Origin of the sequence: Thermoanaerobacter sp. YS13 (assembly GCF_000806225.2) — a bacterium.
In the GTDB taxonomy this organism is placed as follows: Bacteria; Bacillota; Thermoanaerobacteria; order Thermoanaerobacterales; family Thermoanaerobacteraceae; genus Thermoanaerobacter; species Thermoanaerobacter uzonensis.
This window is the reverse complement of record NZ_JOOI01000001.1, coordinates 140,764-164,784: the sequence shown is the minus strand read 5'-3', so window position 1 is coordinate 164,784 and position 24,021 is coordinate 140,764. Positions and strand designations below refer to the sequence as shown.

The 24,021-nt window shown below is 34.0% G+C and carries 25 protein-coding genes; 11 read left to right on the top strand and 14 right to left on the bottom strand.

Going from position 1 to position 24,021, the window contains the following annotated elements:
* Window positions 1-354: 354 nt before the first annotated feature.
* Genes sppA through THYS13_RS00745 form a run of 3 tightly spaced genes read right to left on the bottom strand, consistent with a single transcriptional unit; the run spans window position 355 to window position 3,670 of the window.
* Window positions 355-1,272 (bottom strand): signal peptide peptidase SppA, encoded by a 918-nt coding sequence (gene sppA / locus THYS13_RS00755; RefSeq protein WP_042833898.1) that lies wholly within the window; start codon window positions 1,270-1,272, stop codon window positions 355-357.
* Between the two features lie 14 nt (window positions 1,273-1,286).
* Window positions 1,287-2,951 (bottom strand): hypothetical protein, encoded by a 1,665-nt coding sequence (locus tag THYS13_RS00750; RefSeq protein WP_235603185.1) that lies wholly within the window; start codon window positions 2,949-2,951, stop codon window positions 1,287-1,289.
* The gene (locus THYS13_RS00745) at window positions 2,948-3,670 is read right to left on the bottom strand and encodes an ABC transporter ATP-binding protein (protein WP_042832713.1); all 723 of its coding nucleotides are present in this window, start codon (window positions 3,668-3,670) and stop codon (window positions 2,948-2,950) included. Before THYS13_RS00745 ends, THYS13_RS00750 begins: the two co-directional genes overlap by 4 nt.
* A gap of 132 nt (window positions 3,671-3,802) precedes the next feature.
* Between THYS13_RS00745 and THYS13_RS00740 the strand changes: the two genes are divergently transcribed.
* Window positions 3,803-4,954, top strand: a complete 1,152-nt coding sequence (locus tag THYS13_RS00740) for an amidase domain-containing protein (RefSeq protein WP_042832712.1) — start codon at window positions 3,803-3,805, stop codon at window positions 4,952-4,954.
* Window positions 4,955-4,975: 21 nt separating this feature from the next.
* Here the strand turns inward: THYS13_RS00740 and THYS13_RS00735 are convergent, their stop codons facing one another.
* From THYS13_RS00735 to THYS13_RS00715, 5 genes are all read right to left on the bottom strand, one after another.
* A complete protein-coding gene (locus tag THYS13_RS00735; protein ID WP_042832711.1) occupies window positions 4,976-5,452 on the bottom strand; it encodes an HDIG domain-containing metalloprotein in 477 nt (158 codons plus the stop codon).
* A 10-nt stretch (window positions 5,453-5,462) separates the two neighbouring features.
* Window positions 5,463-6,989, bottom strand: coding sequence for a histidine ammonia-lyase (gene hutH, locus THYS13_RS00730; protein WP_042832710.1), 1,527 nt, complete (start codon window positions 6,987-6,989; stop codon window positions 5,463-5,465).
* Window positions 6,990-7,182: 193 nt separating this feature from the next.
* A complete protein-coding gene (locus THYS13_RS00725) occupies window positions 7,183-7,386 on the bottom strand; it encodes a hypothetical protein (protein ID WP_042832709.1) in 204 nt (67 codons plus the stop codon).
* 18 nt (window positions 7,387-7,404) lie between these two features.
* Window positions 7,405-7,656, bottom strand: coding sequence for a YkuS family protein (locus THYS13_RS00720; RefSeq protein WP_042833897.1), 252 nt, complete (start codon window positions 7,654-7,656; stop codon window positions 7,405-7,407).
* 49 nt (window positions 7,657-7,705) lie between these two features.
* Complete coding sequence (locus THYS13_RS00715; protein WP_042832708.1) at window positions 7,706-8,047, bottom strand: hypothetical protein; 342 nt, start codon at window positions 8,045-8,047, stop codon at window positions 7,706-7,708.
* Between the two features lie 173 nt (window positions 8,048-8,220).
* On the opposite strand from THYS13_RS00715, the gene THYS13_RS00710 reads away from it, so the two are divergent.
* The gene (locus THYS13_RS00710) at window positions 8,221-9,126 is read left to right on the top strand and encodes a M23 family metallopeptidase (protein ID WP_042832707.1); all 906 of its coding nucleotides are present in this window, start codon (window positions 8,221-8,223) and stop codon (window positions 9,124-9,126) included.
* A gap of 1 nt (window position 9,127) precedes the next feature.
* A complete protein-coding gene (locus THYS13_RS00705) occupies window positions 9,128-9,526 on the top strand; it encodes a polymer-forming cytoskeletal protein (RefSeq protein WP_042832706.1) in 399 nt (132 codons plus the stop codon).
* 22 nt (window positions 9,527-9,548) lie between these two features.
* Here the strand turns inward: THYS13_RS00705 and THYS13_RS00700 are convergent, their stop codons facing one another.
* Window positions 9,549-10,982 (bottom strand): PLP-dependent aminotransferase family protein, encoded by a 1,434-nt coding sequence (locus tag THYS13_RS00700; RefSeq protein WP_042832705.1) that lies wholly within the window; start codon window positions 10,980-10,982, stop codon window positions 9,549-9,551.
* 131 nt (window positions 10,983-11,113) lie between these two features.
* On the opposite strand from THYS13_RS00700, the gene iadA reads away from it, so the two are divergent.
* A complete protein-coding gene (gene iadA, locus THYS13_RS00695; protein ID WP_042832704.1) occupies window positions 11,114-12,289 on the top strand; it encodes a beta-aspartyl-peptidase in 1,176 nt (391 codons plus the stop codon).
* A gap of 21 nt (window positions 12,290-12,310) precedes the next feature.
* On the opposite strand, the gene THYS13_RS00690 is transcribed toward iadA, so the two are convergent.
* The 3 genes from THYS13_RS00690 to THYS13_RS00680 all read right to left on the bottom strand — a co-directional run bounded on the left by THYS13_RS00690 (window position 12,311) and on the right by THYS13_RS00680 (window position 14,675).
* Window positions 12,311-12,883 (bottom strand): ANTAR domain-containing response regulator, encoded by a 573-nt coding sequence (locus THYS13_RS00690; protein WP_042832703.1) that lies wholly within the window; start codon window positions 12,881-12,883, stop codon window positions 12,311-12,313.
* 20 nt (window positions 12,884-12,903) lie between these two features.
* On the bottom strand, window positions 12,904-14,238 hold the full coding sequence (gene glnA, locus THYS13_RS00685; protein WP_042832702.1) for a type I glutamate--ammonia ligase: 1,335 nt from the start codon (window positions 14,236-14,238) through the stop codon (window positions 12,904-12,906).
* Between the two features lie 155 nt (window positions 14,239-14,393).
* Window positions 14,394-14,675: a hypothetical protein gene (locus THYS13_RS00680; RefSeq protein WP_042832701.1), complete on the bottom strand. Its 282-nt coding sequence runs from the start codon at window positions 14,673-14,675 to the stop codon at window positions 14,394-14,396.
* Window positions 14,676-14,775: 100 nt separating this feature from the next.
* Here THYS13_RS00680 and THYS13_RS00675 point away from each other — a divergent pair, with 100 nt between their 5' ends.
* The 7 genes from THYS13_RS00675 to dapD all read left to right on the top strand — a co-directional run bounded on the left by THYS13_RS00675 (window position 14,776) and on the right by dapD (window position 22,730).
* Window positions 14,776-16,524: an ABC transporter ATP-binding protein gene (locus tag THYS13_RS00675; RefSeq protein WP_042832700.1), complete on the top strand. Its 1,749-nt coding sequence runs from the start codon at window positions 14,776-14,778 to the stop codon at window positions 16,522-16,524.
* A 12-nt stretch (window positions 16,525-16,536) separates the two neighbouring features.
* Window positions 16,537-18,342 carry an ABC transporter ATP-binding protein gene (locus THYS13_RS00670; protein ID WP_042832698.1) on the top strand — a complete coding sequence of 602 codons (1,806 nt, stop codon included), beginning with the start codon at window positions 16,537-16,539 and terminating at the stop codon, window positions 18,340-18,342.
* 44 nt (window positions 18,343-18,386) lie between these two features.
* Entirely contained in the window at window positions 18,387-19,202 is an 816-nt protein-coding gene (locus THYS13_RS00665; RefSeq protein ID WP_042832697.1) for a hypothetical protein, read from the top strand.
* Window positions 19,203-19,355: 153 nt separating this feature from the next.
* A complete protein-coding gene (locus THYS13_RS00660) occupies window positions 19,356-20,345 on the top strand; it encodes an aspartate-semialdehyde dehydrogenase (protein WP_042832696.1) in 990 nt (329 codons plus the stop codon).
* Window positions 20,346-20,358: 13 nt separating this feature from the next.
* Window positions 20,359-21,252 carry a 4-hydroxy-tetrahydrodipicolinate synthase gene (gene dapA / locus THYS13_RS00655; RefSeq protein ID WP_042832695.1) on the top strand — a complete coding sequence of 298 codons (894 nt, stop codon included), beginning with the start codon at window positions 20,359-20,361 and terminating at the stop codon, window positions 21,250-21,252.
* A complete protein-coding gene (gene dapB / locus THYS13_RS00650; RefSeq protein ID WP_042832694.1) occupies window positions 21,252-22,007 on the top strand; it encodes a 4-hydroxy-tetrahydrodipicolinate reductase in 756 nt (251 codons plus the stop codon). Before dapA ends, dapB begins: the two co-directional genes overlap by 1 nt.
* Before the next feature lie 6 nt (window positions 22,008-22,013).
* Entirely contained in the window at window positions 22,014-22,730 is a 717-nt protein-coding gene (gene dapD / locus THYS13_RS00645; RefSeq protein WP_042832693.1) for a 2,3,4,5-tetrahydropyridine-2,6-dicarboxylate N-acetyltransferase, read from the top strand.
* 26 nt (window positions 22,731-22,756) lie between these two features.
* Here dapD and THYS13_RS00640 read toward each other — a convergent pair whose 3' ends face one another.
* Window positions 22,757-23,284 carry a cob(I)yrinic acid a,c-diamide adenosyltransferase gene (locus THYS13_RS00640; RefSeq protein WP_042832692.1) on the bottom strand — a complete coding sequence of 176 codons (528 nt, stop codon included), beginning with the start codon at window positions 23,282-23,284 and terminating at the stop codon, window positions 22,757-22,759.
* A gap of 35 nt (window positions 23,285-23,319) precedes the next feature.
* Complete coding sequence (locus THYS13_RS00635) at window positions 23,320-23,967, bottom strand: single-stranded DNA-binding protein (protein ID WP_042832691.1); 648 nt, start codon at window positions 23,965-23,967, stop codon at window positions 23,320-23,322.
* Window positions 23,968-24,021: the final 54 nt, after the last annotated feature.

The window sequence follows — 24,021 nt, the reverse complement described above, 5'->3', positions numbered from 1 at the left end:
GAGTTGCAGGACCTCCTGAGTTCCCTATGCGTTAATATTGTATAACATGCCAAGGCCTATGACCCCGAGGAAGCATTGCTATTCTCGCCATCCCAAATATCAATGTTTTGCCTTCTGCCGGTTCCACAGCATCGGCCTTCCTGTCTAGGGATTTCGGGGCTCAACACCTTCAATCTTTCGATTTTCGGCCTGCTATCTCCTTTGCCTACGCTTAGCTATATATGTCACCATATATACCCCAAGGCTAAGTACCGGTTGCTGGCTAGGCTTTACCGGGCAGGATTCGCACCTGCTTTAACGCATGAGCTTTTCTCAGCGCACGGAACCGTCCCCTTTGTCCGGTTCCTTCGTGAGCTACTTTGAATTTAAAAGCCACTTGTCAATAAATAAAACTCTTAATATTTGAAGTCCTCTCTCTTGGAAAGTACTATGTGCTGTACTTCCAAAAAGTATGCTCCACGGGCTGGGGGCTGTGTAGTACTTCAAAACAGGTTTCCCTTTAATCCCAGCCTCTTTTGCAGCGATATCTACAGCATCATAGAAATCCCCTAATTTATCCACAAGACCAGCTTTAACTGCCTGTCTTCCTGTAAATATCCTGCCATCTGCTAATTCTTTTACTTTTTCTACTGGCATTTTCCTCCCTTCAGATACAATTTCTACAAACTGTTCATAGGTATCGTCTATGACTCCTTGTAATATTTTCTTTTCCTCCGGAGTTAAGTCTCTTGTAGGCGAACCCATGTCTTTGTAAGGTCCGCTCTTTATTGTTATCTCCTTTAATCCCAATTTGTCGTAAAGCCCTTCATAATTTGTATACTGCATTATAACCCCAATGCTTCCAGTTATTGTAGCTGGATTTGCAACTATTATGTCTCCGCCACAAGCTGCCATGTATCCTCCTGACGCAGCCGCATCCCCCATTGAAATTATCACTTTTTTCCCTGTTTCTTTTAACCTTTTAAGCTCTGTGTATATTTCTACAGATTTTGCTGCAGAACCACCAGGGCTGTTTATCTTGACAACGACTGCCTTTACACTGTTATCCTCTTGAGCTTTTCTTATCTGCTCGACTGGATCCCCTGTAACTTGTGGAATCCCCAATATGTTCGTAGTCTCCCCTATAACTCCTTCAATTGTTATAACACCTATTGTGTCTGAAGCCGATGGCACACTATTATTCTCTTGGGACATTGTAAGAAAAATGGATGCAATAACGGTACTAATTATCAAGACTATAACAATTAATCCTATTAACGCTTTTTTACTCATTTTTTCTTCCTCCCTCATTCTCCTTTGTACAGCTTTTTTACAGCACTTTTTGCCAATAAATAAACACATAAGTTTAATAAAATGAGCAAAATCCCTATTATTAAAGTTATTATTATTTCAGAAACGTATAATTTTTTTAATAACAGCACAATTCCAGCAATGCACCCTATCAAAATAGTAGTAAGAATAAGGCTCAAAAGCACATTTAAATTCCCTTTCATAGCCTTTTGAGGATTCTCCCATTCAAAGGAGGGCTTCATAGCATCTATCAAAAGGCTTAGTATATTTACTGCTGAAATTCCTATAAGCATTAAAACAGTCAGTATTACTATACTTAGAAGGTGTATCTTAAAAATGTACCAGCTCAATACATATGTAGGAAATATAACTATTATTGTAATGATTGTACCAAAAATCCATTTTGTTTTTAACTGTATTGCAGGGTCTACAGGCATCAACTTTGATATGTAAAACATTTTTCCTTCCCTAGAGAAGGAAGTAGAAGAAAGGCTGTTACTTCCTGCTACAAAAAGAGAAAAGAAAAGCCCTATCATCGAAATCCAAAACCAGCCGTCAGGAGCTGAGGTGTATTTTATAACCATTTCAAGTCCAATTTGTGGATTCCCCACAAAAGAAACAAGAAATACAAAGGGAATAATTATAGCCACAGGCAACACATTCATAGCATATACAGGAATTCTTATAAAAAGCTTCCATTCCCTTAACAATAGTGCCTTCAATAGGCTGGACCTCACTATTTCTTTTTTTAATAAAACTTCTTTTCTTTTTGCTTCAACCTCTTGCCCTGAAATTACAGCTTTTAAGTACATTTTTTGAGCAGAAACAGCCAAAATAGCTGTAAATATTATTGATGCAGCGATAAACATCAAAAGATTTAAAAACCCTGACAAAGTATTATAATTCGTCATAGAAACTGCTCCCCATAAAGCAGGAGGAAAACTTCTAGATATCATCTTTGCAAGGTTAGCATTTTGCAAAATAAAATTTTCTATTGCCTGTTGTTCTCCATTTTGAGGAATTCGATTGATAAAAAATTGTATTGTAAAGAAGAAAATTAGCGCTAATATACTCACTATAACTGTATACAAGTCTTTTTTCCTTTTCAAATTTACAAATCTCATAATTAAAACAGAAGCAATTGCCGCAATAGAAAGAGGTATAATAGGTGTAAATATAAATACAATAAATGAAACGAGATAGTATAAAATTCCTGCCTGCGTACCAATGCCATATATAAAGATTGCTGGTAGCATTAAAAATGCCAATGTAACATATTCATTCAATAAAATTATGCTATATTTTGACAAAACTATTTTATAAGGCTGTATGGGAAGAGGAAGCAAAATATTTATATCATCAGAAAAATAAAACACAGAAATAGTCCAAAAAAAGCCGAATACCAATGTCAAGAGTTGAGCTAAAAGAAGCACTGTCACAGGCATAAGCTGAGGCTGGTTAATTACCATGCTTGCTACATACATGCTGTTTAAATACATTATGTACATAAAAAGCAATGTTCCACCGCCAACAGCTATTCCAAATATGGCAAGCACTATTTCCCATAAATCTTTCTTTCTTACAAAATATTTGTATCTCATCGCGGAAATGCCATAATAAACTTTCATTTGTGTTCTTAAAAGCGATAAAAACTTCCTCATTTTTCTGTCAACTCCAAGAATATTTTTTCTAAAGATTCCCATTCATGTTGGCTCTTTATTTCTTCCATAGTACCATAAGCTATTATTTTGCCTTTGTTTATTATTGCTATTTTATCACAGAGCTTTTCGGCAACTTCCAATATATGAGTTGAGAAAAATACAGTAAAACCTGCTTTTGTATGCTTTGACATCAACTCTTTGAGTAAAAATGCTGATTTCGGATCTAATCCTACCATTGGTTCATCCAAAATCCAAACAGAAGGATTGTGAATAAGTGCGGCTGTAAGGAGAATTTTTTGCTTCATTCCGTGGGAATAGGTCTGTATTAGGTCTCCAATAGCATTCTTTAGCTCAAAAGCTTCAACAAAATATTCAATCCTTTCTTTCCTTTCTTTTTCAGAGACCCCGTATACGTCTGCAATAAAATTGAGATATTCTATACCTGTCAGTTTGTCATAAATATCAGGGCTGTCTGGAACATATCCTATTCGCTTTTTGACCTCTATAGGATTTTTGTCGATATCAATTCCGTCTACTTTAATTTCTCCTGTATCATGGGACAAAAGACCTACTATCATTTTTATCGTGGTAGTTTTGCCAGCCCCATTAGGACCTAAAAATCCAAATATTTCACCAGGATTTACAACAAGGTCAATGTTGTCAACAGCTTTTATTTTACCTTTGCTATAAGATTTTGAAACACCTTTTAATTCTATCAAGTTTTACACCTCCATTTTCTCACTTTTCTATTATAACATAAAATTGTTCAAAATTTGCCAATAAATATAGTATTAAAAAACTTTTAACCTTCATATTATTATTTTGAATTACATTGGCAGGGAGGAGAGCAATTGGACACAAAAAAATATCTCAAACCAACTTTATTGTTATTGGCACTCATTTTCTTAACTTACTTTTCCATTTCCTTTTTCAATAAAACCATAGAGACAGTTGCAGACAACAAAGAAGAGATAAAAACTGTATTGGATGAATTTTTTAAAAAAAGAGGAAGTGTGCTTTTAAGTGGAAACTTAAAAGAAATAGAAGGCTTTTATGACAAATCTTCCACGTATGGCAAATGGGCATTGGACCATGAAAGGAGGCGAGTTGAATACGTTAAAGGATGGTCAGAAAAAAGAAATCTTAAATTTACAGAAGCAGAATCTTTTTACAGAATAAAAAGTGTAAAAGCTGGTGAAAATTCCGTATGGGTTTACCTTGTGGAAACTATGAAAATGGGATACGCTTACAACATAAAAAGTGATATAATAAATTACATGGGATTAGGTATACGACATTCTGTACAGCTTGTAAAAGTTGATGGAGAATGGCTTATAAGAAGAGATTGGTACTATGACCCTCTTGACGAAGACTCCGCCTATATAGATGCTGCTCCTGCTGAAGGCATAATGCCTGAAATTGCACCTACTACTTCAAAGCCAGAAAGTAAAGAAGAAGCAAAGCCTAAAAAGAAGGGTAAATACGACAGAGAAGGAGCAGTAGCTTATGCTGACAAATACGCAGGAGCTGCTTGGGGAAGTGGAAATAACTACGAGTACAACCCAAAATATAGAGATTACAATGGTGTAGGAGGAGACTGTACCAATTTCGTCTCTCAAGTATTACACGAAGGAGGAGGCCTTCCTATGGACTATGTATGGAATTTTAATGGGAAAGACTCTTCCACCGCTTGGGCACAAGCACCCGCTCTTTTTAACTATCTCATTTATACAGGAAAAGGTAAATTAATTGCAAAAGGATATTATTTAGATATGGTAAAACCTACTGAACAGCACCCAAAAGGAGCTATAAGAGAAATTGAAAAAGGCGACCTTATATGCTATCAAGAAAAGGGAGAAATAGTACACTTTGGAGTAGTTACAGGCTTTGATTCTATGGGAATACCTGTTGTAAATACACATACTTCCGATAGATACCATGTACCTTTTGACTTAGGATGGGATAAAAGAGTGATTTATAGGTTTATACATATAAATGATTAAAGATAGAGAAAAACTCTATCTTTAATTTTTTTCATCTGCCTCTTGAAGTTTTATAGCATCCTCATCTATAAGATTTTTGCCATGATGATTCCTTACAATGTCTATTACTCTTTCATTAAAACCTATTTCCCTACAAATTTCTGCACTGTACTCAGAATGATTATAATAGACTTTCAAAAAGTAAATATGTTTTTCCATGAATTTAGCTAAAAAAGGTATCTTTTCTAAAATCACCGCCATTGCTTTTCTTTCAGGAGTAATTTTCGCTTTTATCTTCCCAATATCATGAAAAAGAGACGCTTTTAAAAGGTCTTGGTCCTCTATTCCGTATTTATTAATAAGATAATAGCACACATCTAATGAATGCCTTTTTTCATAAACAGGCAATTTATTAAAATATTCTAACTCTTTTTCATTTAGGAATCCAAGTAAAAATTGATAATCTTTTTCATAAATTTTAGCTCTTTTAGCTTTAAAATATTGTTTTATCCTATTCACAAAATCACCTTTATTCTAATATTATACCTTCTTTTTCAAGGACCTCTAATACTTTACCTGATTTTATAATATCAAAGCAGGCATTTATGTCAATATAAAGCTCCCTATCTTCTTCCAATGGCTTAACGTATTTTCTTACTAAATCATATATTACTTGCGATCCTTTCCCTTTTTTAAAACCTTTCCTAAACTCCATTGCCTGCAAAGCTGCCATAAGTTCTATTGCTATAACCCTTGTAGCGTTTTCTATTATTTCCCTTGCCTTTCTCGCAGCAATAGTGCCCATACTCACATGGTCTTCTTGATTTGCAGAAGATGGTATAGAATCAACAGAAGCTGGATGCGCCAAAACCTTATTTTCTGACACTAAAGAAGCTGCTGTGTATTGAGCTATCATCATACCAGAATTTAGTCCCCCTTTTTCAGTCAAAAAAGGAGGAAGGTCGTTTAATTGATAATTTACAAGCCTTTCAATCCTTCTTTCAGAAATATTAGCAATTTCAGAAACTGCAATACCTAAAAAATCCATAGCTAATGCAATAGGTTCACCGTGGAAGTTACCACCAGATATTACTTCACCATCGTCAGGAAAAATTAAAGGATTATCTGTAGCAGAATTTATTTCCCTTATGAGTACTTCTTCCGCATATTCAATAGCATCCCTTATAGCTCCATGAACTTGTGGAATGCACCTTAGGGTATAAGCATCCTGAACCCGTATTTCTCCCTGCCTCGTTATTAGAGTACTTCCTTCACACATTTTTCTTATATTTTTAGCAGTGATCATCTGACCTCTATGAGGCCTCACCATTTGGACTCTATCATCAAAAGCATCAATTATTCCTCTTAAAGCTTCTAAAGTAATAGAAGATACAGCATCAGCAGATTTTATAAGTCTTTTAGCATAATATACATTTAAGCATCCTATTGCTGACATAACTTGAGTACCATTTATCAATGCTAAACCTTCTTTTGAACTCAAAACAACTGGACTAATCCCTGCCTCTTTCATTGCTTTTTCTCCAGTCATTCTTTCACCTTTGTATAAAGCTTCACCTTTTCCTATCATCACAAGAACCATGTGAGCTAAAGGTGCAAGGTCTCCGCTTGCTCCTAAAGATCCTTTTTCAGGTATAATAGGAGTTACTCCTTTATTTAACATTTCAATCAACGTCTTTAAAGTTTCAAGACTTACTCCTGAAAAACCTTTTGCAAGGGCATTTACCCTCAAAAGCATAATTGCTCTTACTACTTCTTCTGGTAATGGTTCTCCTACTCCACAAGAATGGCTCATAATCAAATTCTTTTGCAAAATTTCTGTATCTTCTTTAGAAATTACGATATCGCTAAATTTCCCAAAACCCGTCGTGATTCCATAAACTACTTTTTCATCATTTACATATTTTTCTACTATTTTTCTAGAATGAAGTACTCTCTCTTCAGCAATATTGTTAAGTTCTACTCTATAACCATCTCTTACTACGTGCACTACATCTTCTATTGTAAGATTATTGCCATCTATTATGACCTTTTCCATAATCCCCCTCCTTTTTACGTTAATTCTTCATCGCAATAAAACAAAAAACGCGAGAGCTTTTTCTCTCGCGCTTTATCGTTGAATTGTAAAATTTTTACTCTCATTTCCAACACCACACTTACATCCTTAAATTAGTCTTATAAGTATATTATATTCTACAAAGTTTAAAAAAATCCTTTTGACATTTCAAGATTTAAGTCTGATCAAGGCTTGATAAAACTTCATCAAAAACCCCTATTCTGCAAATTTTTTTATTCCCATCCCAATGTTGACATATTTCGCAGCTTCTTTCTTGTAAAGACACAGACATAGTCAAATTATTTCCATAGCGAGACGGATCTAATTCAAAATCCTCACAACTTCTCCCTACAGCTTTCAATTGTTCAGTACTTACCACAAAATTCACCACCTGTAATTATAATCTTTTTATACTTTCCTCTACATCAAAAGGAGTCATTCCTGTTGCATCTATCACCGGAACTTTTGTCGAAATATCATCTATGCCTAGCATATTTCTATTTTGCCCTGTTATAACTATGGCATCATAGGCATTTAAATTGTTTTTTTCTGAAAGAGTTTCTTTTAATTCTACAACTTCATATCCTTTTTGCTTTAAATACTCTTTAATATTGGAAAGCTGACTTTCTACTGCTATTCTTTTCCCCATCCCAACACCTCCTGTAGCTCTTTTCAAATAGTAGTATTCTCCACACCGATTATTTTATACCTATAACTGTTTCTCCAACTAAGACAACTAGCAAAGACAAAAGCCACATTACTAACATGGCCATAACAAGATAACTTCCCCATATCTTCATAAATTTTATCTCCTCTCGCCGTTCTGGTAGTTCTTCTTTATAATAAATTTTTTTGACAAGTCTTAAATCATTGATCCAGTAGGAAATATACAATGCACTCCCTAATAATCCTACACAAACTCCTATTAAAAAAAGATAATTGCTATAATATACGAAAGAAGTAAAAAAACCATTTACTATAATGTTGAGAACTATTGCTATTATTCCCAATACAATTCCTAAAATAATTCCTTTTTTCATACTCCACCTCAATTTCTCCACTTCTATAAATTACATTTTGATTATATCACAAAAGTAAATTAAAATAATTTATCATAATATTATAAAAATTTAAAATTTGATTTTTAAGCAGGATTTTGATACCTTTATATAGAATAAATATAGTTGTCCATTTTTTTAGGGTGGGGGTATAAATGAAAAAGAAAAAAAAGAAATACCTCAATATTATGATTATTCCTAATTCAAATCAACAAATCAAAAGCTTTAAAATCTCTATTCCCCTTATAAAAACAGTAGCAATAGTGGCTTTTTCAATAATTATGGCTGCTACAGCTTCTTTAGTCTATTTTGGCAAAACAACCACTTACCTATACACTGTGATAGCAGAAAAAGATAAAAAAATCGAACAACTAACCTCCGTTAAAGAAGAACAAGACAAAAAAATAGCTACGTTAGATAGAAATGCTCAACTGGTCAGTGAAAGAATTAAAGGCTTAAACGAATTAGAAGAAAAAGTAAGGCGCATGGTTGGATTATCAACTCCTGCTACAAGCCGTGGCAGTGTATCAAGAGACAGTAGATCCGATACTAACATTTCCTATGATAATGAAACGACTGCCGAGCTTATTTCACAAATAGATCAAAAAACACAAAGTTTACAAGACCTTATTTCAAAAGTAGCAGCCCGACTTGATTATTTGAATTCAATACCTAGTGCTTATCCAGTATATGGCACAATAACTTCTCCTTTTGGAATGAGAAAGTCTCCTTTTGGATATGGAACTGAATTTCACCCTGGAATTGACATATCGGTACCTGTGGGAACTCCAGTAAAAGCCGCTGGAAAAGGTGTGGTTACATATGCAGGATGGTTAACAGGATATGGTAATGCAGTAATCATAGACCATGGTTATGGAATTGAATCTGTATATGGCCATAATTCTGAAATACTTGTCAAAGTAGGTCAAAGCGTAAAAAGGGGCGATATAATAGCAAAATCAGGAAATACCGGAAGAAGCACCGGCCCTCATGTTCATTTCGAAGTTAGAGTAAATGGTAATCCTGTAGATCCAATGAAATATCTTGCAAAGGGGAATTGATATGTTTCAAAAAAGAGAACAGATTGTAGAAGTTAATCCTGACAAAATTGACACTGTCATAGGAAAAAATTCAACTTTTGAAGGTACAATTAAATCAGAAGGCACTCTACGGATAGATGGTAATTTTACAGGTCAAATAGAAACAAAAGGCAACATTGTAATAGGTGAGTCAGCAAAAATAGAAGCTAATATAACAGCTGATAATATAATTGTTTCAGGCGAAGTAAAGGGGAACATATTTGCAAAAGGTCAATTACAACTTACTTCTACTGGAAAACTTTATGGAGATATAGAAGTTCAAAATTTGATAATTGAAGAGGGAGCTATTTTTGAAGGAAAGTCTAAAATGACAAAGTCTTCTCCTTCAGATTTTAACAAAAAAGATGAACAAACAAAATAAAAAGGCCACTTTACGGCCTTTTTTATATTATAGGAAGATATATGCCGTTTTCATTAGATTCTCCTTCTAAAACCTCTTTCAGTATATTTATCCCTTTTTCTATCTCCTCCAGCTCACAAGAGGCAAAACTTAATCTTATAAAATTGTTTTCTTTTTTTATTGCAAAAAACATATCCCCTGGAACTATAAGTAAATTTCTCTCTAAACATTTAGAATACAAATTTTTAGCAGAAATATTGTTTTTAAGCCCTAACCAGTAGTAAAGGCCTCCTTTAGGATATTCAAACTCTACGTAATTTTTTAATGTTTGAAGTCCTTTACCCATCTTTTCAAATCTTTTTTTCATCACTTGTTTTATTTCCCCAATATGGCTTTCCCAAATATTTTCTCTAAGATATAAATCAAAGGCTCTTTGCATTAAACCTGAAGTAGTTAAATCTGTCACATATTTTGCTTTTAAAAAACTACTTACTAACCTTTCAGGAGCAATTATAAATCCTAACCTCAAGCCAGGCATGTATATCTTTGAGAAACTTCTTATATAAATGACTCTGTCATATTTATCATAGGCTTTGAGTGGCAATATCTTTTCTTCTGTAAAACTTAAATCACTGGCAAAATCATCTTCTAATACATAAGTCTCGTATTTTTCCGCCAGCTCTATCAGCTTCTTTTTTTTATCCTCACTGTAGACAATGCCGGTCGGATTGTGAAAATTAGGTATAGTATATATGAACTTGGGCTTAAACTTCTTTAACTTATCCTCTAATTCCTCTAAATTTATGCCATCCTTTTGCAAATCTACTTCTAAAATCTCTGCTCCTCTCGATTCAAAAGAGGCTAAAGCCCACGAATAAGTGGGTCTTTCAACAATTATGCTATCTTCAAAATTTATTAGCGCTTTCGATACTACATCTATACCTTGCTGTCCCCCAGAAATTACCTGTATATTTTCAACATAAGTAAATATTTCATCTTTCTTTACAAATTCTTTTATAGATTCTCTTAATGGTTTATATCCTCTTGTGTCTTGATATTCAAATGCATATCCTCCATCTCTTCTCAATACTCTATTGATTAAATCTCCAAAGTCCTCCACTGGAAAAAGCTCTGGATTTAAAGATGAAGAAGCAAAATTTATAATTCTTTTCCTTAAAGGAATTTCTCCTTTGTCTGTTAATTTAAAGGTTTCATCAAGGTCCTCTTCTTTTTTTATATCTTCACATACATAAGTACCACTTCCTACCTTAGTATATACATATCCATTTTGTTCTAGAAGCTTATAAGCGTTTATCACTGTAATATTGTTTATTCCCAACTCCTTTGCAAGACTTCTTATAGTAGGGAGTTTATAACCGCCTGGCAGGCTGCCATTCTCTATAAATCTTTTTATTTGGCTGTACAACTGAATATACAAAGGCACATTTTTACTTTTATCAATTGTTATTTTATTCATATCCATCCCTCACAAAATGTATCGCTACAATTATTATACCATTATCATGGCAAAAATTCTTTTTAATTTCAAAATGTATTATAATGGATATGGAAGAAAAAATAATATAAAGAACAAAATGAGGTGAGATCATGTTTTTACTTTTAAAAGGAGGAGAAGTTTATTCTCCTCAGACTTTAGGTAGAAAAGATATTTTAATTTGCAATGGAAAAATAATAAAGATTGCTGATGAAATAAAACCCATTAAAGAATTTGGAAATGTAGAAATTGTAGATTTGCAGGGTTTTATCGTAGTTCCAGGTTTCATTGACCAGCACATACATATCGCAGGAGGCGGTGGAGAAGGAGGACCAGTCACAAGGACACCGGAAATAACTCTATCTGATATCACAAAAGGTGGAATAACTACGGTTGTGGGCCTCTTGGGAGCAGATGGAATAACCAGAAGCATGGCTTCTCTTCTTGCAAAAGCGAGGGCTTTAGAGCAGGAAGGCATAACTACCTACATATATACCGGTGCTTATGAACTTCCCACCCGCACTTTAACAGGAAGTGTAAGGTCTGATTTAGTTTTAATAGACAAAGTAATAGGTACTGGAGAAATTGCCATTTCAGATCACAGGTCTGCACAACCAACTATTGAAGACTTGACAAAACTTGCTGCAGAAGCAAGAGTTGGAGGACTTTTGGGTGGGAAACCTGGAATAGTTCACTTACATGTTGGGGATGGAATAAGAGGATTGTCTCCGTTATTTGAAATAGTGGAAAATACTGAAATACCTATTACACAATTTGTTCCTACTCATATAAACAGAATAGGACATTTATTTGAGCAAGGATTGAAATTTATAGAAATGGGTGGCGTAATTGACCTTACTTCTGATATAAAGCCGGACGCCCACACAAAAACTGCTTTAACCCCTAAAGAAGCAATTAAAAAAATTATAGAAAATAAATTGCCAATAGAAAAGGTAACTATGAGTTCTGATAGCAATGGTAGCATTCCTGTATTTGATGAAAATAAGCGATTGGTAAAGGTTATGGTTGGAAGTACACAAACTTTATACCGCGATTTAAGAGAAGTTATAGGGGAAGGGATACTGCCAATAGAACGAGCAATTAAAATAATAACAGAAAATGTAGCAAAAATATTGAATTTATATCCAAACAAGGGGTGTATCAAGGAAAAATCAGACGGGGATATAGTAGTATTAGATAGTAATTTAAATATTCATTCTGTCATTGCAAAAGGAGTATTCATGATGAAAGATAAAAAAATAGTAAAAAGAAGCATGTTTGAAAAATAAAAGGAGGCGATCTCACGCCTCTTATTCTTTATATTCTTGCAATATCATTTCAGCTATTATTTCCATTGGAATTGACATATCCATGCTCATCTTTCTCATAATTTTATAAGCTTCCTCTTCACTCAATCCCTTAGCTTTCATAATATATCCTTTTGCTTTTTCAATCTTTTTTCTCGCTTCAAGTTCATGCTTTAATTTTTGAATTTCTTCTTTCATGCTCCTAAACTTTTTGTAATTTTCTATAACAAATTCAACTGTCGACAAAAGTACCCCTCTGTCTACTGGCTTTAATAAATAAGAAAATACAGAATATTTTCTTATTTCCTCAAGAAAATCTCTTTGAAGAGTAGAAGTCATCAAAATTACAGGTGCTATATCATCTTCATTTATAATGCGTCCAACTTCAAAACCATTTATATTGGCAAGATTCAAATCCGCTATAGCTAAATCAGGAGCGAGAGCGCGACAAAGCCTTATAGCACTTCCGCCATCTCTCGCTTCATAAACCAAGTGCCCATTCGCTAATAACACATTCTTTATGAACTGCCGAGACAAATCGCTACTGTCTGCTAAAACAATTCGCCATTGGCTCATCGAGACACCTCTAATTTAACTTAGAATTTAGAAAGATATTGATCTAATTCCCACTGAGTAACGTATATTTTGTACTCATCCCATTCTGCTCTTTTAGCCTCCAAAAATTTTGTATACACATGATCGCCTAATGCTTCTTTTATAACTTCATCCTTTTCTAACTCGTTTAACGCTTCTTCTAAAGAGCCTGGTAGTCTTTCAATCCCTAAGTTTTCCAATTCTTCTTTATTCATATGGTATATATTTGCATTTACAGGTGGTGGCGGTGTTATATTATTCTTTATACCATCTAACCCTGCTGCCAATGCAACAGCCAAAGCAAGATAAGGATTGCTGGTTGGATCAGGACTTCTAAGCTCTATTCTTGTAGACTCTCCTCTTTTAGCAGGAATTCGTATTAAAGGGCTTCTGTTTCTTGCAGACCAAGCAATATTTACAGGAGCTTCATAGCCTGAAACTAAGCGTTTATAAGAATTAACAATAGGGTTAGTAATAGCTGTCATAGCTTTTGCATGTTTTATAATTCCTCCTATATAGTTATAACATACTTTACTTAGCCCTATAGGGTCAGAAGAGTCATAAAAAGCATTTCTACCATCTTTTGTAAGCGACATGTTCATATGCATTCCAGAACCCGCAATGCCAAAAACTGGTTTTGGCATAAAGGTGGCGTGTAACCCATGTTTTTGAGCAATTATTCTTACCACCATTTTAAAAGTCATCACATTGTCAGCAGTAGTTAATGCATCGTCATATTTGAAATCTATCTCATGTTGTCCTGGTCCTACTTCATGATGAGATGCTTCGATTTGAAACCCTAGTTGCTTAAGAGTGGATACCATTTCTTTTCTTGCGCTTTCTCCTAAGTCCACAGGTGCCATGTCAAAATAACTTGCATCGTCTTGAGTTATTGTTGTAAGATTACCCTTTTCATCCGTCAAAAAGAGATAAAACTCGCATTCGGGCCCTACATTAAATTGATAACCTAATTTCTTTGCCTCTTCTAAATTTCTTTTTAAAACATAGCGAGGGTCTCCTTCAAAGGGAGTTCCATCGTAATTGTAAATATCACATATGAGTCTTGCCTCTACACCAGAGTTTGTCCTCCATGGGAAGATCACAAACGTATCAGGATCCGGCCTTAAATACATGTCTGATTCTTCAATTCTCACAAATCCGTCAATTGAAGATCCGTCAAACATAATTTCATTGTTAAGAGCCTTACTTAATTCTTCCACAGGAATAGAGACATTTTTCATAACCCCAAAGATGTCAGTAAATTGAAGATGTACATATTCTACCCCATACTCATTTGCCAGTTTTAAAACATCCTCTTTGTTATATTTTTTACCCATAATATTCCTCCCTTAATGAATTAAGGGCGCACTCAAATAGGATACCACCACCCCATTTGAAGACGCCCTTGCCTTCCTTATAAGTTATTATTAAATTTTAAATAATATTATATCACATTTTTTTTACACCGCAATATAGTTTTAATAATTTTTTACTATTTTTTCTCTACTAGTATGTCAATGCCATCAATCCAGCCAGAAACTACATTGAAAAGCCATGCTCCAAAAGCACTAACTATAGAAAAAATTATGCCATAAACTATTCCGCCAATGAGACCGCCAACTACACCTACACCGAAAACTCCAAAGCTATTTGCAAAAAGTCCACCAAATAAACCACCAATGAGTCCCAGAATTAGGCCTATCACAATCCCGTAAATCAAAGTAAATTTAAAAACCGACAAAACAGATATTTTTTTGAGTTTATAATTCCACATCTTAACACCTCCTTCCTTTTTTGAAATTTTAAAGGTTTACGTTATAATTATATTATATCCAAAAATAATTATGCCTGTCTGTAGTTTCAGGGGGGATTTTATGAAAAGTTTTACAACAGTTATTCCATTTATAAAAAAGCACAAGTGGGATTACATAATAGGTATAATTTTTTTATTAGCAGTAGACTTGCTTCAAATGATAGTTCCCCATTTATTAGGTTCAGTAACTGATTTATTTAAAAATAAAGACTTAACTCCAAAGGTATTGTTAACGTATTCTTTATGGATAATAGGTATAGCTATTTTGGTATTTGCTTTTAGATTTATTTGGCGTATGAAAATAATGGGGATGTCAAGGTTTTTGGAAAAAGAACTAAGGGAACAACTTTTTGCTAAGTTTTTAGAACTTTCGCCACAATATTACAATGAGCACAAAACAGGTGATTTAATGGCTCATGCCACCAATGACATAAACGCCGTCAGAATGACAGTAGGACCTGGAATTATAATGTCTGTAGATGCATTATTTTTAGGTATTTCTATAATACTTATAATGGTACTTACAATTGATCCGAAACTTACTATTTTAGCTTTACTTCCTTTGCCTGTTATTGCACTGGTAGTCAGCCGTTTTGGCAAAGTCATTCACTCAAGATTTTTAAAAGTTCAAGAAGCATTTGCCTCTTTAACAGATAAAGTTCAAGAAAGCATATCTGGTATAAGAGTGATTAAAGCTTTTGTTCAAGAAAAAGAGGAAATAGAAAATTTTAGAGGAGAAAATCTAAAAAACTTTAAAGCAAATATGGATATGATTAAAATCTGGGGATTATTTGACCCTACTGTTCAATTTTTAGCAGCATTAAGTTTTACAATAGCTTTGCTTTATGGCGGAATACAAGTTATAAAAGGAATAATCACTTTAGGCGATTTTGTAGCATTTACCAGCTACTTGGGAATGCTTATCTGGCCTATGATGGCATTTGGCTGGGTAATAAATATTTTTCAGAGAGGTTCTGCCTCTATGGAAAGGCTAAATATAATTTTCAGTGAAGTACCCGAAATAACAGATAACTATGCCGATCCAAATATTACAGTAATTGACGGAAATATAGAAATAAAAAATCTCACATTTTCTTATAAAAAAGGCCTACCTCCTGTGTTAAAAAATATAAATATAAGTGTTCCAAAGGGAAAAATTTTAGCAATAATAGGTAAAACCGGCAGTGGTAAAAGTACTCTTGTAAATTTACTCGTAAGACTTTATAAAGTACCACAAGATACCATATTTATTGATGGGCATGATATCAATGAAATACCATTAAAAGTTCTAAGACAAAACATTGGTTTTGTACCTCAGGACAATTTTGTATTTTCAGATACTATAGCCAATAATATAGCCTTTGTCAATGGAGAGCCTTTAGAAAAAATACAAGAATTTGCTACAATGGCAAATGTCCATAAAGATATAATGGACTTTCCAAAACAATATCAAACAATTGTAGGTGAAAGAGGAGTAACTCTTTCAGGAGGTCAAAAGCAGAGGATAGCTATCGCAAGGGCTTTAATAAAAGAACCAAAAATCCTCATTTTGGACGATAGTCTCTCTGCTGTAGATACAAACACAGAAGAAACCATACTAAACAATTTACGCGAATACATGAAAAATAGAACAACTATAATCGTCTCTCATAGAATCTCTACTATAAAAAACGCTGATGAAATCATAGTATTAGATAATGGAGAAATAGTTGAAAGGGGAACCCATGAAGAACTTATTAAGCTAAAAGGTCTTTATAACAGCATATATGAAAAACAGCAATTAGAAGATGCAATATTAAAAGAGGTTTAAGGCGGTGATAAAATGGAATACCAGCAAGAAGAAATAATGGGAAAACCTTTTGACATTAAAATAATGAAGAGGCTTTTAGCATATGCCAAACCTTATAGATTTTACATATTTATAGCAGCAGTAGCCATACTTCTGATAACAGCAGCAAACCTCTTAAGACCATATCTTGTCAAAATTGCTATTGACAGCTACATAAACAACAGTAAAATACCAAAAAGCGAAGCGATAGATGGTGTGTTACATATAGGAATTATATACCTTATAATAATAACTACAGCTTTTATCATAAATTATGGTCAAGTTTATCTAATTCAATACACAGGGCAAAAAATAATATTTAATTTAAGACAACAAATATTTGAACACATACAAAGTTTGTCATTGTCATTTTTTGATAAAAATCCTGTCGGAAGATTAGTGACGCGTGTCACAAATGATACTGACACTTTAAATGAAATGTATACTAGCGTTATAGTTAATCTTTTCAATGACGTTTTTATGATCTTAGGCATAATAATTGCCATGCTAAGTCTTAATGTAAAACTGACTTTAGTAAGCCTTTCTACTGTCCCTCTAATTATTGCAGGAATGTATATATATAGAAAATTAGCTTCACAAGCTTATAGACTTGTAAGAGTTCGCCTCGCCAAAATAAATGCTTTTCTTTCAGAACACATAAGTGGGATGAAAATTGTACAACTTTTTGTAACAGAGCATAAAAAAAGCAAAGAATTTGAAAAAATAAATAAAGATTATTATGATGCTAACATGAAGCAGCTTACAATTTTTGCAATATTTCGTCCTTCTATGGACGTAATATATTCTTTAACTTTGGCTCTTTTAATCTGGTATGGTGGTAAAGACATAATATCTCACAAAATTGAATTTGGCGTACTTTACGCTTTTGTAAATTATTTACAACAACTGTTTCAGCCAATTTTTGATATATCAGAAAAATATGACATACTTCAATCGGCAATGGCTTCAGCAGAAAGAATTTTTATACTTTTAGATACAAAAGAACAAATAAAGGACCCTGAAAAACCTATTCCTTTAGAAGACATACAAGGAAAAATAGAATTTAAAAATGTTTGGTTTTCTTACAACGGAAAAGAGTGGGTATTAAAAGATATAAGTTTTGTGGTCAATCCTGGCGAGACAGTAGCTTTTGTAGGGGCAACCGGTGCAGGAAAAAGCTCGATAATAAGCCTTTTGAGTCGATTTTATGACATACAAAAAGGAGAAATTTTAATTGACGGAATTGACATAAAAAAAGTAAGGCAACAAGATTTAAGAAAACATATAGGTGTTGTATTACAAGATGTCTTTCTTTTTACGGGAGATATTAAATCAAACATAAGACTAAACAACAAAAACATAACAGACAATGATATTTACATGGTAGCAAAATATGTAAATGCTCATCACTTTATAAAAAAACTTCCAGAAGGCTATGAGTCAAAAGTAACCGAAAGAGGCTCCACTTTGTCAGCCGGTCAAAGACAGCTTTTAGCCTTTGCAAGAGCTTTAGCTTTTAATCCAAAAATATTAGTATTAGATGAAGCAACAGCGAATATTGATACAGAAACAGAAAAGCTTATACAAGATGCATTAAAAAAACTAACAAAAGGCCGTACTACCCTTGTAATAGCCCATAGACTATCTACAATACAGCACGCAGATAAAATAATTGTAATTCACAAGGGATGCATAAGAGAAATGGGTACTCACAACGAGCTTTTGCAAAAGAAAGGTCTGTATTATAACTTATATATGTTGCAGTACAAAGACCAATTAATAGAAGGAAAAGCTAATTAGCATACTAAGATTTAAGATGGACATACTATTTTTGAGGTGATAGTATGAGAAAATACTCTAAAATAGTATGTGCCATCTTTATTTTCTTGCTTTTATTCAACTTATCAGGCTGTAAAAATAAACAACAAAATAGACCTCAAAAAAAGCCTCAAACAAGTCAAAAAACAGAAGTACCAAAAGAACTATCTAAAATAGAAAAAGATATAGAAAAAATAATAAAAGAAGCTCAGAAAATAAAGGAAAAACCGCAAAGTGATCAGGAAAAACAAAGTGATAAAGAAAAAAAAGATAAAAAGGAAGAGGATAAAAAATCACCAAAGAAAACTCCTGAAGATAAATCTTGGGAAGAAATTAACAAAGCAATAAAAAATATTCATACAGATTGGAACTCATTAACTCCTTTAGTTACTAAAGAAGGTGCAAAATTAAATCTAATAAATAGTATGGGTGCCGCTATAAATGACCTTACTATTATAGCAAATAAAAAATCAAAAATTGATGTTTTGATATATGCAAATAATGTGTATAAATATATTCCTGATTTAGAAGACCTTTTTCAATCAGAAGCACCTACTGACATAAAAAGATTAAAATTTTACGCTCAAGATATTGCTTTTAAAAGTGAAGTGCAAAAGTGGGAAGAAATTTCAAAAGATTTGATAGATATAAATTCTGTGTGGCAAACTTTGAAGCCAAAACTTCCTAAAGAAGCAAAAAATTCAGCTGACAAATTTGAGGCAGGAGTTGCTGAATTACAAAAAGCAATAAAATCTCAAAATAAAGTTTTAACTAAAATAAAAGCAGACGTACTTTTACAAGATATAAAATCTCTTGAAAAAACTGCAAAGCCTAAAAAGTAAAAAATTACTTTTTAGGCTTTTTGTTCATCTGTAATCCTTATTTTATTGACTTCATATAATAATAATGATATATTTTAAATTAAATAAACCTGCTTTAATGCAGTGTATAATTGAAATATAGTTATAATTTTAGAACTTTAGAGGAGGATAATAATGGGAGTTAATGTAGCAATTGTAGGAGCTACCGGAATGGTAGGTAGGACTTTTCTTAAAGTAATGGAAGATAGAAATTTCCCAGTTGACAAACTTTATTTATTTGCTTCTTCAAAATCTGCAGGTCAAAAAATCACATTTAGAGGTAATGAATACATTGTAGAAGAACTTACTGAAGAAAGTTTTAAAAGAGACATTCAAATCGCTCTTTTTTCTGCCGGTGCAACTATAAGCAAACAATTCGCTCCAATAGCTGCTTCTCATGGCGTAGTCGTAATTGACAATTCCAGCGCTTGGAGAATGGATGAAAATGTACCCTTGGTTGTCCCTGAAGTAAATCCTCAAGACATTTCATGGCACAAAGGAATAATAGCAAATCCCAATTGTTCTACCATTCAAATGGTAGTTCCTTTAAAGCCTCTTCACGACAAATATAAAATAAAAAGAATAGTGGTATCCACCTACCAAGCAGTGTCTGGAGCAGGTAAAAAAGGTGTAGATGACCTTGAAAGAAGTTTAAAAGGAGAACCATGCCAAGTATTCCCTCATCCTATTGCAAACAACTGTATTCCTCACATTGATTCTTTCGCACCAAACGGATACACAAAGGAAGAATTAAAGATGATAAACGAAACCAAGAAGATCATGGGAGATAGTTCAATAAAGGTATCTCCAACAACAGTAAGAGTCCCTGTTGCAAACTCTCACAGCGAATCTGTCAATGTAGAATTTGCAAGGCCTTATGAAATGGAAGAACTAATAGAAGTCTTAAAACATGCCCCGGGAGTTGTTGTGCAAGACGATCCTCAAAATAATATTTATCCTCTCGCAACTTATGCTTCAGGAAAAGATGAAGTTTTTGTAGGTAGAATAAGAAGAGATGAGACAGTTTACAGCGGTCTTAACATGTGGATTGTAGCCGACAACATAAGAAAAGGAGCGGCAACAAACGCCGTTCAAATAGCAGAACTTTTAATTAAAAATATGTGAAAGGAGAATGATTATGCCTGTTTTTAAAGGATCAGGTGTCGCTATTGTTACTCCATTTAACGAAGAGGGCGTAAATTTTGAAAAACTTGGTGAGCTTATTGAATGGCACATCAAAGAAGGAACCGATGCTATCATCATATGTGGTACCACTGGTGAAGCCTCTACAATGACACAAGAAGAGCAACAAGCGGCAATTAAATTTACAGTAGAGAAAGTCGCCGGAAGAATACCAGTAATTGCAGGGACCGGTTCTAACAACACTGCCCATGCTGTTGAAATGAGTGAATATGCTCAATCTACAGGTGCTGATGCTCTTTTAGTTATAACACCCTATTACAACAAAACAACACAAAAGGGATTAGTGGCTCACTTTACTGAAATAGCAAGACACGTAGATATACCTATTATCATCTATAATGTCCCAAGCCGGACATCTCTCAACATGCTGCCAGAAACTTATCTTGAATTGAGTAAACATGTAGACAACGTAGTTGGAGTAAAAGAAGCCAGTGGTGATATCGTACAGGTAGCTGAAATTGCCCGCATTATGGGTAAATCTTTTGAAATATACTCAGGAAATGACGACCAAGTAATACCAATAATGTCTTTAGGTGGCTTAGGCGTAATATCCGTCACGGCAAATATAATCCCGGCAAAAATACATGAAATGACAACCGCTTATTTAAATGGAGATATTGAAAGAGCAAGAGACATGCAGTTAGAACTTAATCCTCTAAATAAAGCCCTTTTTATAGAAACAAATCCTATTCCAGTAAAGACTGCTATGAATTTAATGGGCTTTAATGTAGGACCTTTGCGTCTCCCACTAGTTGAAATGAGCGATAAAAACTTAGAATATCTGAAATCTGTTCTCTCAAAGTACGGTTTATTGAAGGAGGCAAATTAATGATTAGAATAATAATTCATGGCTGTAACGGAAAAATGGGAAAAGTCGTAGCAAAGTTAGCAGCAGAAAGTCATGATTTTAAAATAGTAGCAGGAGTAGATAAAAATACTTCTCCTCTCGACTTTCCTGTTTACAGCGACTTAAAAGATGTAAAAGAAGAAGCGGATGTAGTAATTGACTTTTCATACCATGAAGCTGTACCTAATTTAGTGAAAGCCGCTCTACAAAAGAAGCTTCCTGTAGTCATTGCCACGACAGGACTCAGTGAAGAAGAATTAAAGGTCATAGGAGAAGCATCAAAAGAAATACCGATTTTTAAGTCTGCTAATATGTCCCTTGGAGTGAATATTCTTATAAACCTTGTAAAAGAAGCTGCAAAAATCTTACAGCAGGATTTTGACATAGAAATAATAGAAAAGCATCACAATATGAAAAAAGATGCTCCAAGTGGCACTGCGTTAATGATTGCAGATAGCATAAACCAAGTGCTAAATGACAAAAAGGAATACGTGTATGGACGCCATACTAAAACTGACCAGAGAAAACCAAATGAATTAGGGATACATGCAGTAAGGGGCGGCACAATTGTGGGTGAACACCAAGTAATTTTTGCTGGTCACGATGAAGTAATCACCATAAGTCACTCTGCCCAATCCCGTGAAATTTTTGGCTATGGTGCCCTACAAGCTGCAAAATTCATAATAAATCAAAAACCTGGCTTATATACAATGGAAGACCTTGTAAAGAAAGGATGATAGTATTTGAGTACAAATGATAATTTGACAAATCCTTATGAAATTGCAAGATACATTAAAGAGGCAAAAAAATCAACACCCGTTAGAGCTTACATACAAGGGAATATAGAGATTGAAGAAATCGAAGAATTAGAAGTATATGGCTGTGACAACTTTAAAATCGTCTTTGGGGAATTGGAAGTCGTTGAAAAAGTGATTGAAACATATAAAGACAAAATAAAACACTATCGTTTAGAGTACGACCGCAGAAATTCTGCAATTCCTTTGCTGGATATTAAGCATCTTGATGCGAGAATAGAACCCGGTGCAATAATTAGAGATAAAGTCAAAATAGGCAAAAACGCTGTGATAATGATGGGGGCAGTGATAAATATAGGAGCAGAAATTGGCGAAAATTCTATGATAGACATGAATGCGGTGATAGGAGCGAGGGGAATTATAGGCAAAAACGTCCATGTAGGAGCGGGAGCTGTCATAGCAGGAGTGTTAGAACCACCAAGTAGTGTACCAGTTGTAATTGAAGATAATGTACTTATTGGTGCAAATGCAGTTATATTAGAAGGAGTAAGAGTAGGTCATGGGGCTGTTATAGCAGCAGGATCAGTTGTAATAGAAGATGTACCTCCTAACACTGTAGTCGCAGGAGTTCCGGCAAAAATTGTAAAAGTAGCAGATGACAAAACCCGTGAAAAAACAAAACTCATGGAGGACTTGAGAGGTTAAATAAAACACCCGATTTTTCGGGTGTTTTAGTATTCTATACCGTATCTCGCTGGTATCCCTTTTTCAAAGGGATGTTTAATTGCTTTCATTTCTGTAACCAAATCCGCTCTTTCCATAATTTCTTGAGGAGCACTTCTACCTGTCAAAACGAGTTCCATCTCTTTAGGTTTCATATCTATTAATTTTAACACATCTTCTACAGTATACATTTTACTATGTATTGCCGCCATTATCTCATCTAAAATTAAGATATCGCACTTTTTGTTTTGGAGGACATCTGCAACAAATTCATAGGCTTTCTTCATATCCTCAGCAAGGATCTTCTTTTCCTCTTCATTTAAATTCCAAAAAAACTTTTCTGTTGATTGAAACCTAAAAACTTTAAAATTTTCAATATTCTTAAGTGTATGAAGTTCTCCTGTATCTGTTCCTTTCAGAAATTGTACCATATATACTTTAAATCCTCTTCCCACTGCCCTTATGCCAAGACCAATAGAAGCCGTAGTCTTCCCTTTGCCATCTCCAGTATAAACTTGTATAAGTCCTCTCTCCAAAACTTATTCCCCCTTTGTCCTCTGTTACTTCCATTCTAACTCTTTTGTAATTCTTTTTCAACCACTTCCATTCTTGTAATAGAAACCTCATAAGCTACCTTCGTAACTACTCCATTTCCTAATTTTTTTTGGTATTCCCTACTCTGTACTCTTCCCCACAAGCGTATACGATCTCCTATTTCCAACTTCTCAGAAAACCTCGCATTTCTCCCCCACGCTATGACAGGTATGTAATCAGATTTGTTATAAGGCCTATTTACAGCAATTAATAAATCAGTTATTTCTCTGCCAAAAGGAGTAGTTCTATAAACAGGTTTTTTACAAATAAAGCCGTCCAAAAAAATTTCATTCGGATTTTTCACTACTTCATCTTCCGACAATACCATCATGTCTCGAGCAAATATGGTCAAAATCAACTTATTTTTCCCCTCTTCTGGAGATTTTCTATTGTATGACCTCAATTGTCCTTCAATCTTTACCCTTGTGCCTACCTGTAAATTCATACCTTCAAATAAACGGTTAGAAATAGTGACAGGAAGATAATCTTTCGTTTCACTCAATCTTGGAACTTCCAAAATAAAATTAAAAAATTCTTCTCCATATAGTTCATGACTGTACTCTAAATCAGTAAAAATTTTCCCTACTACTACAACTACGTTGTTCTCCAAAAAGTTGCCTGCCATGTGTTCACTCTCCCCTTCCCCTTATGTGTCCTTCTAAAAATATATATTAAAATT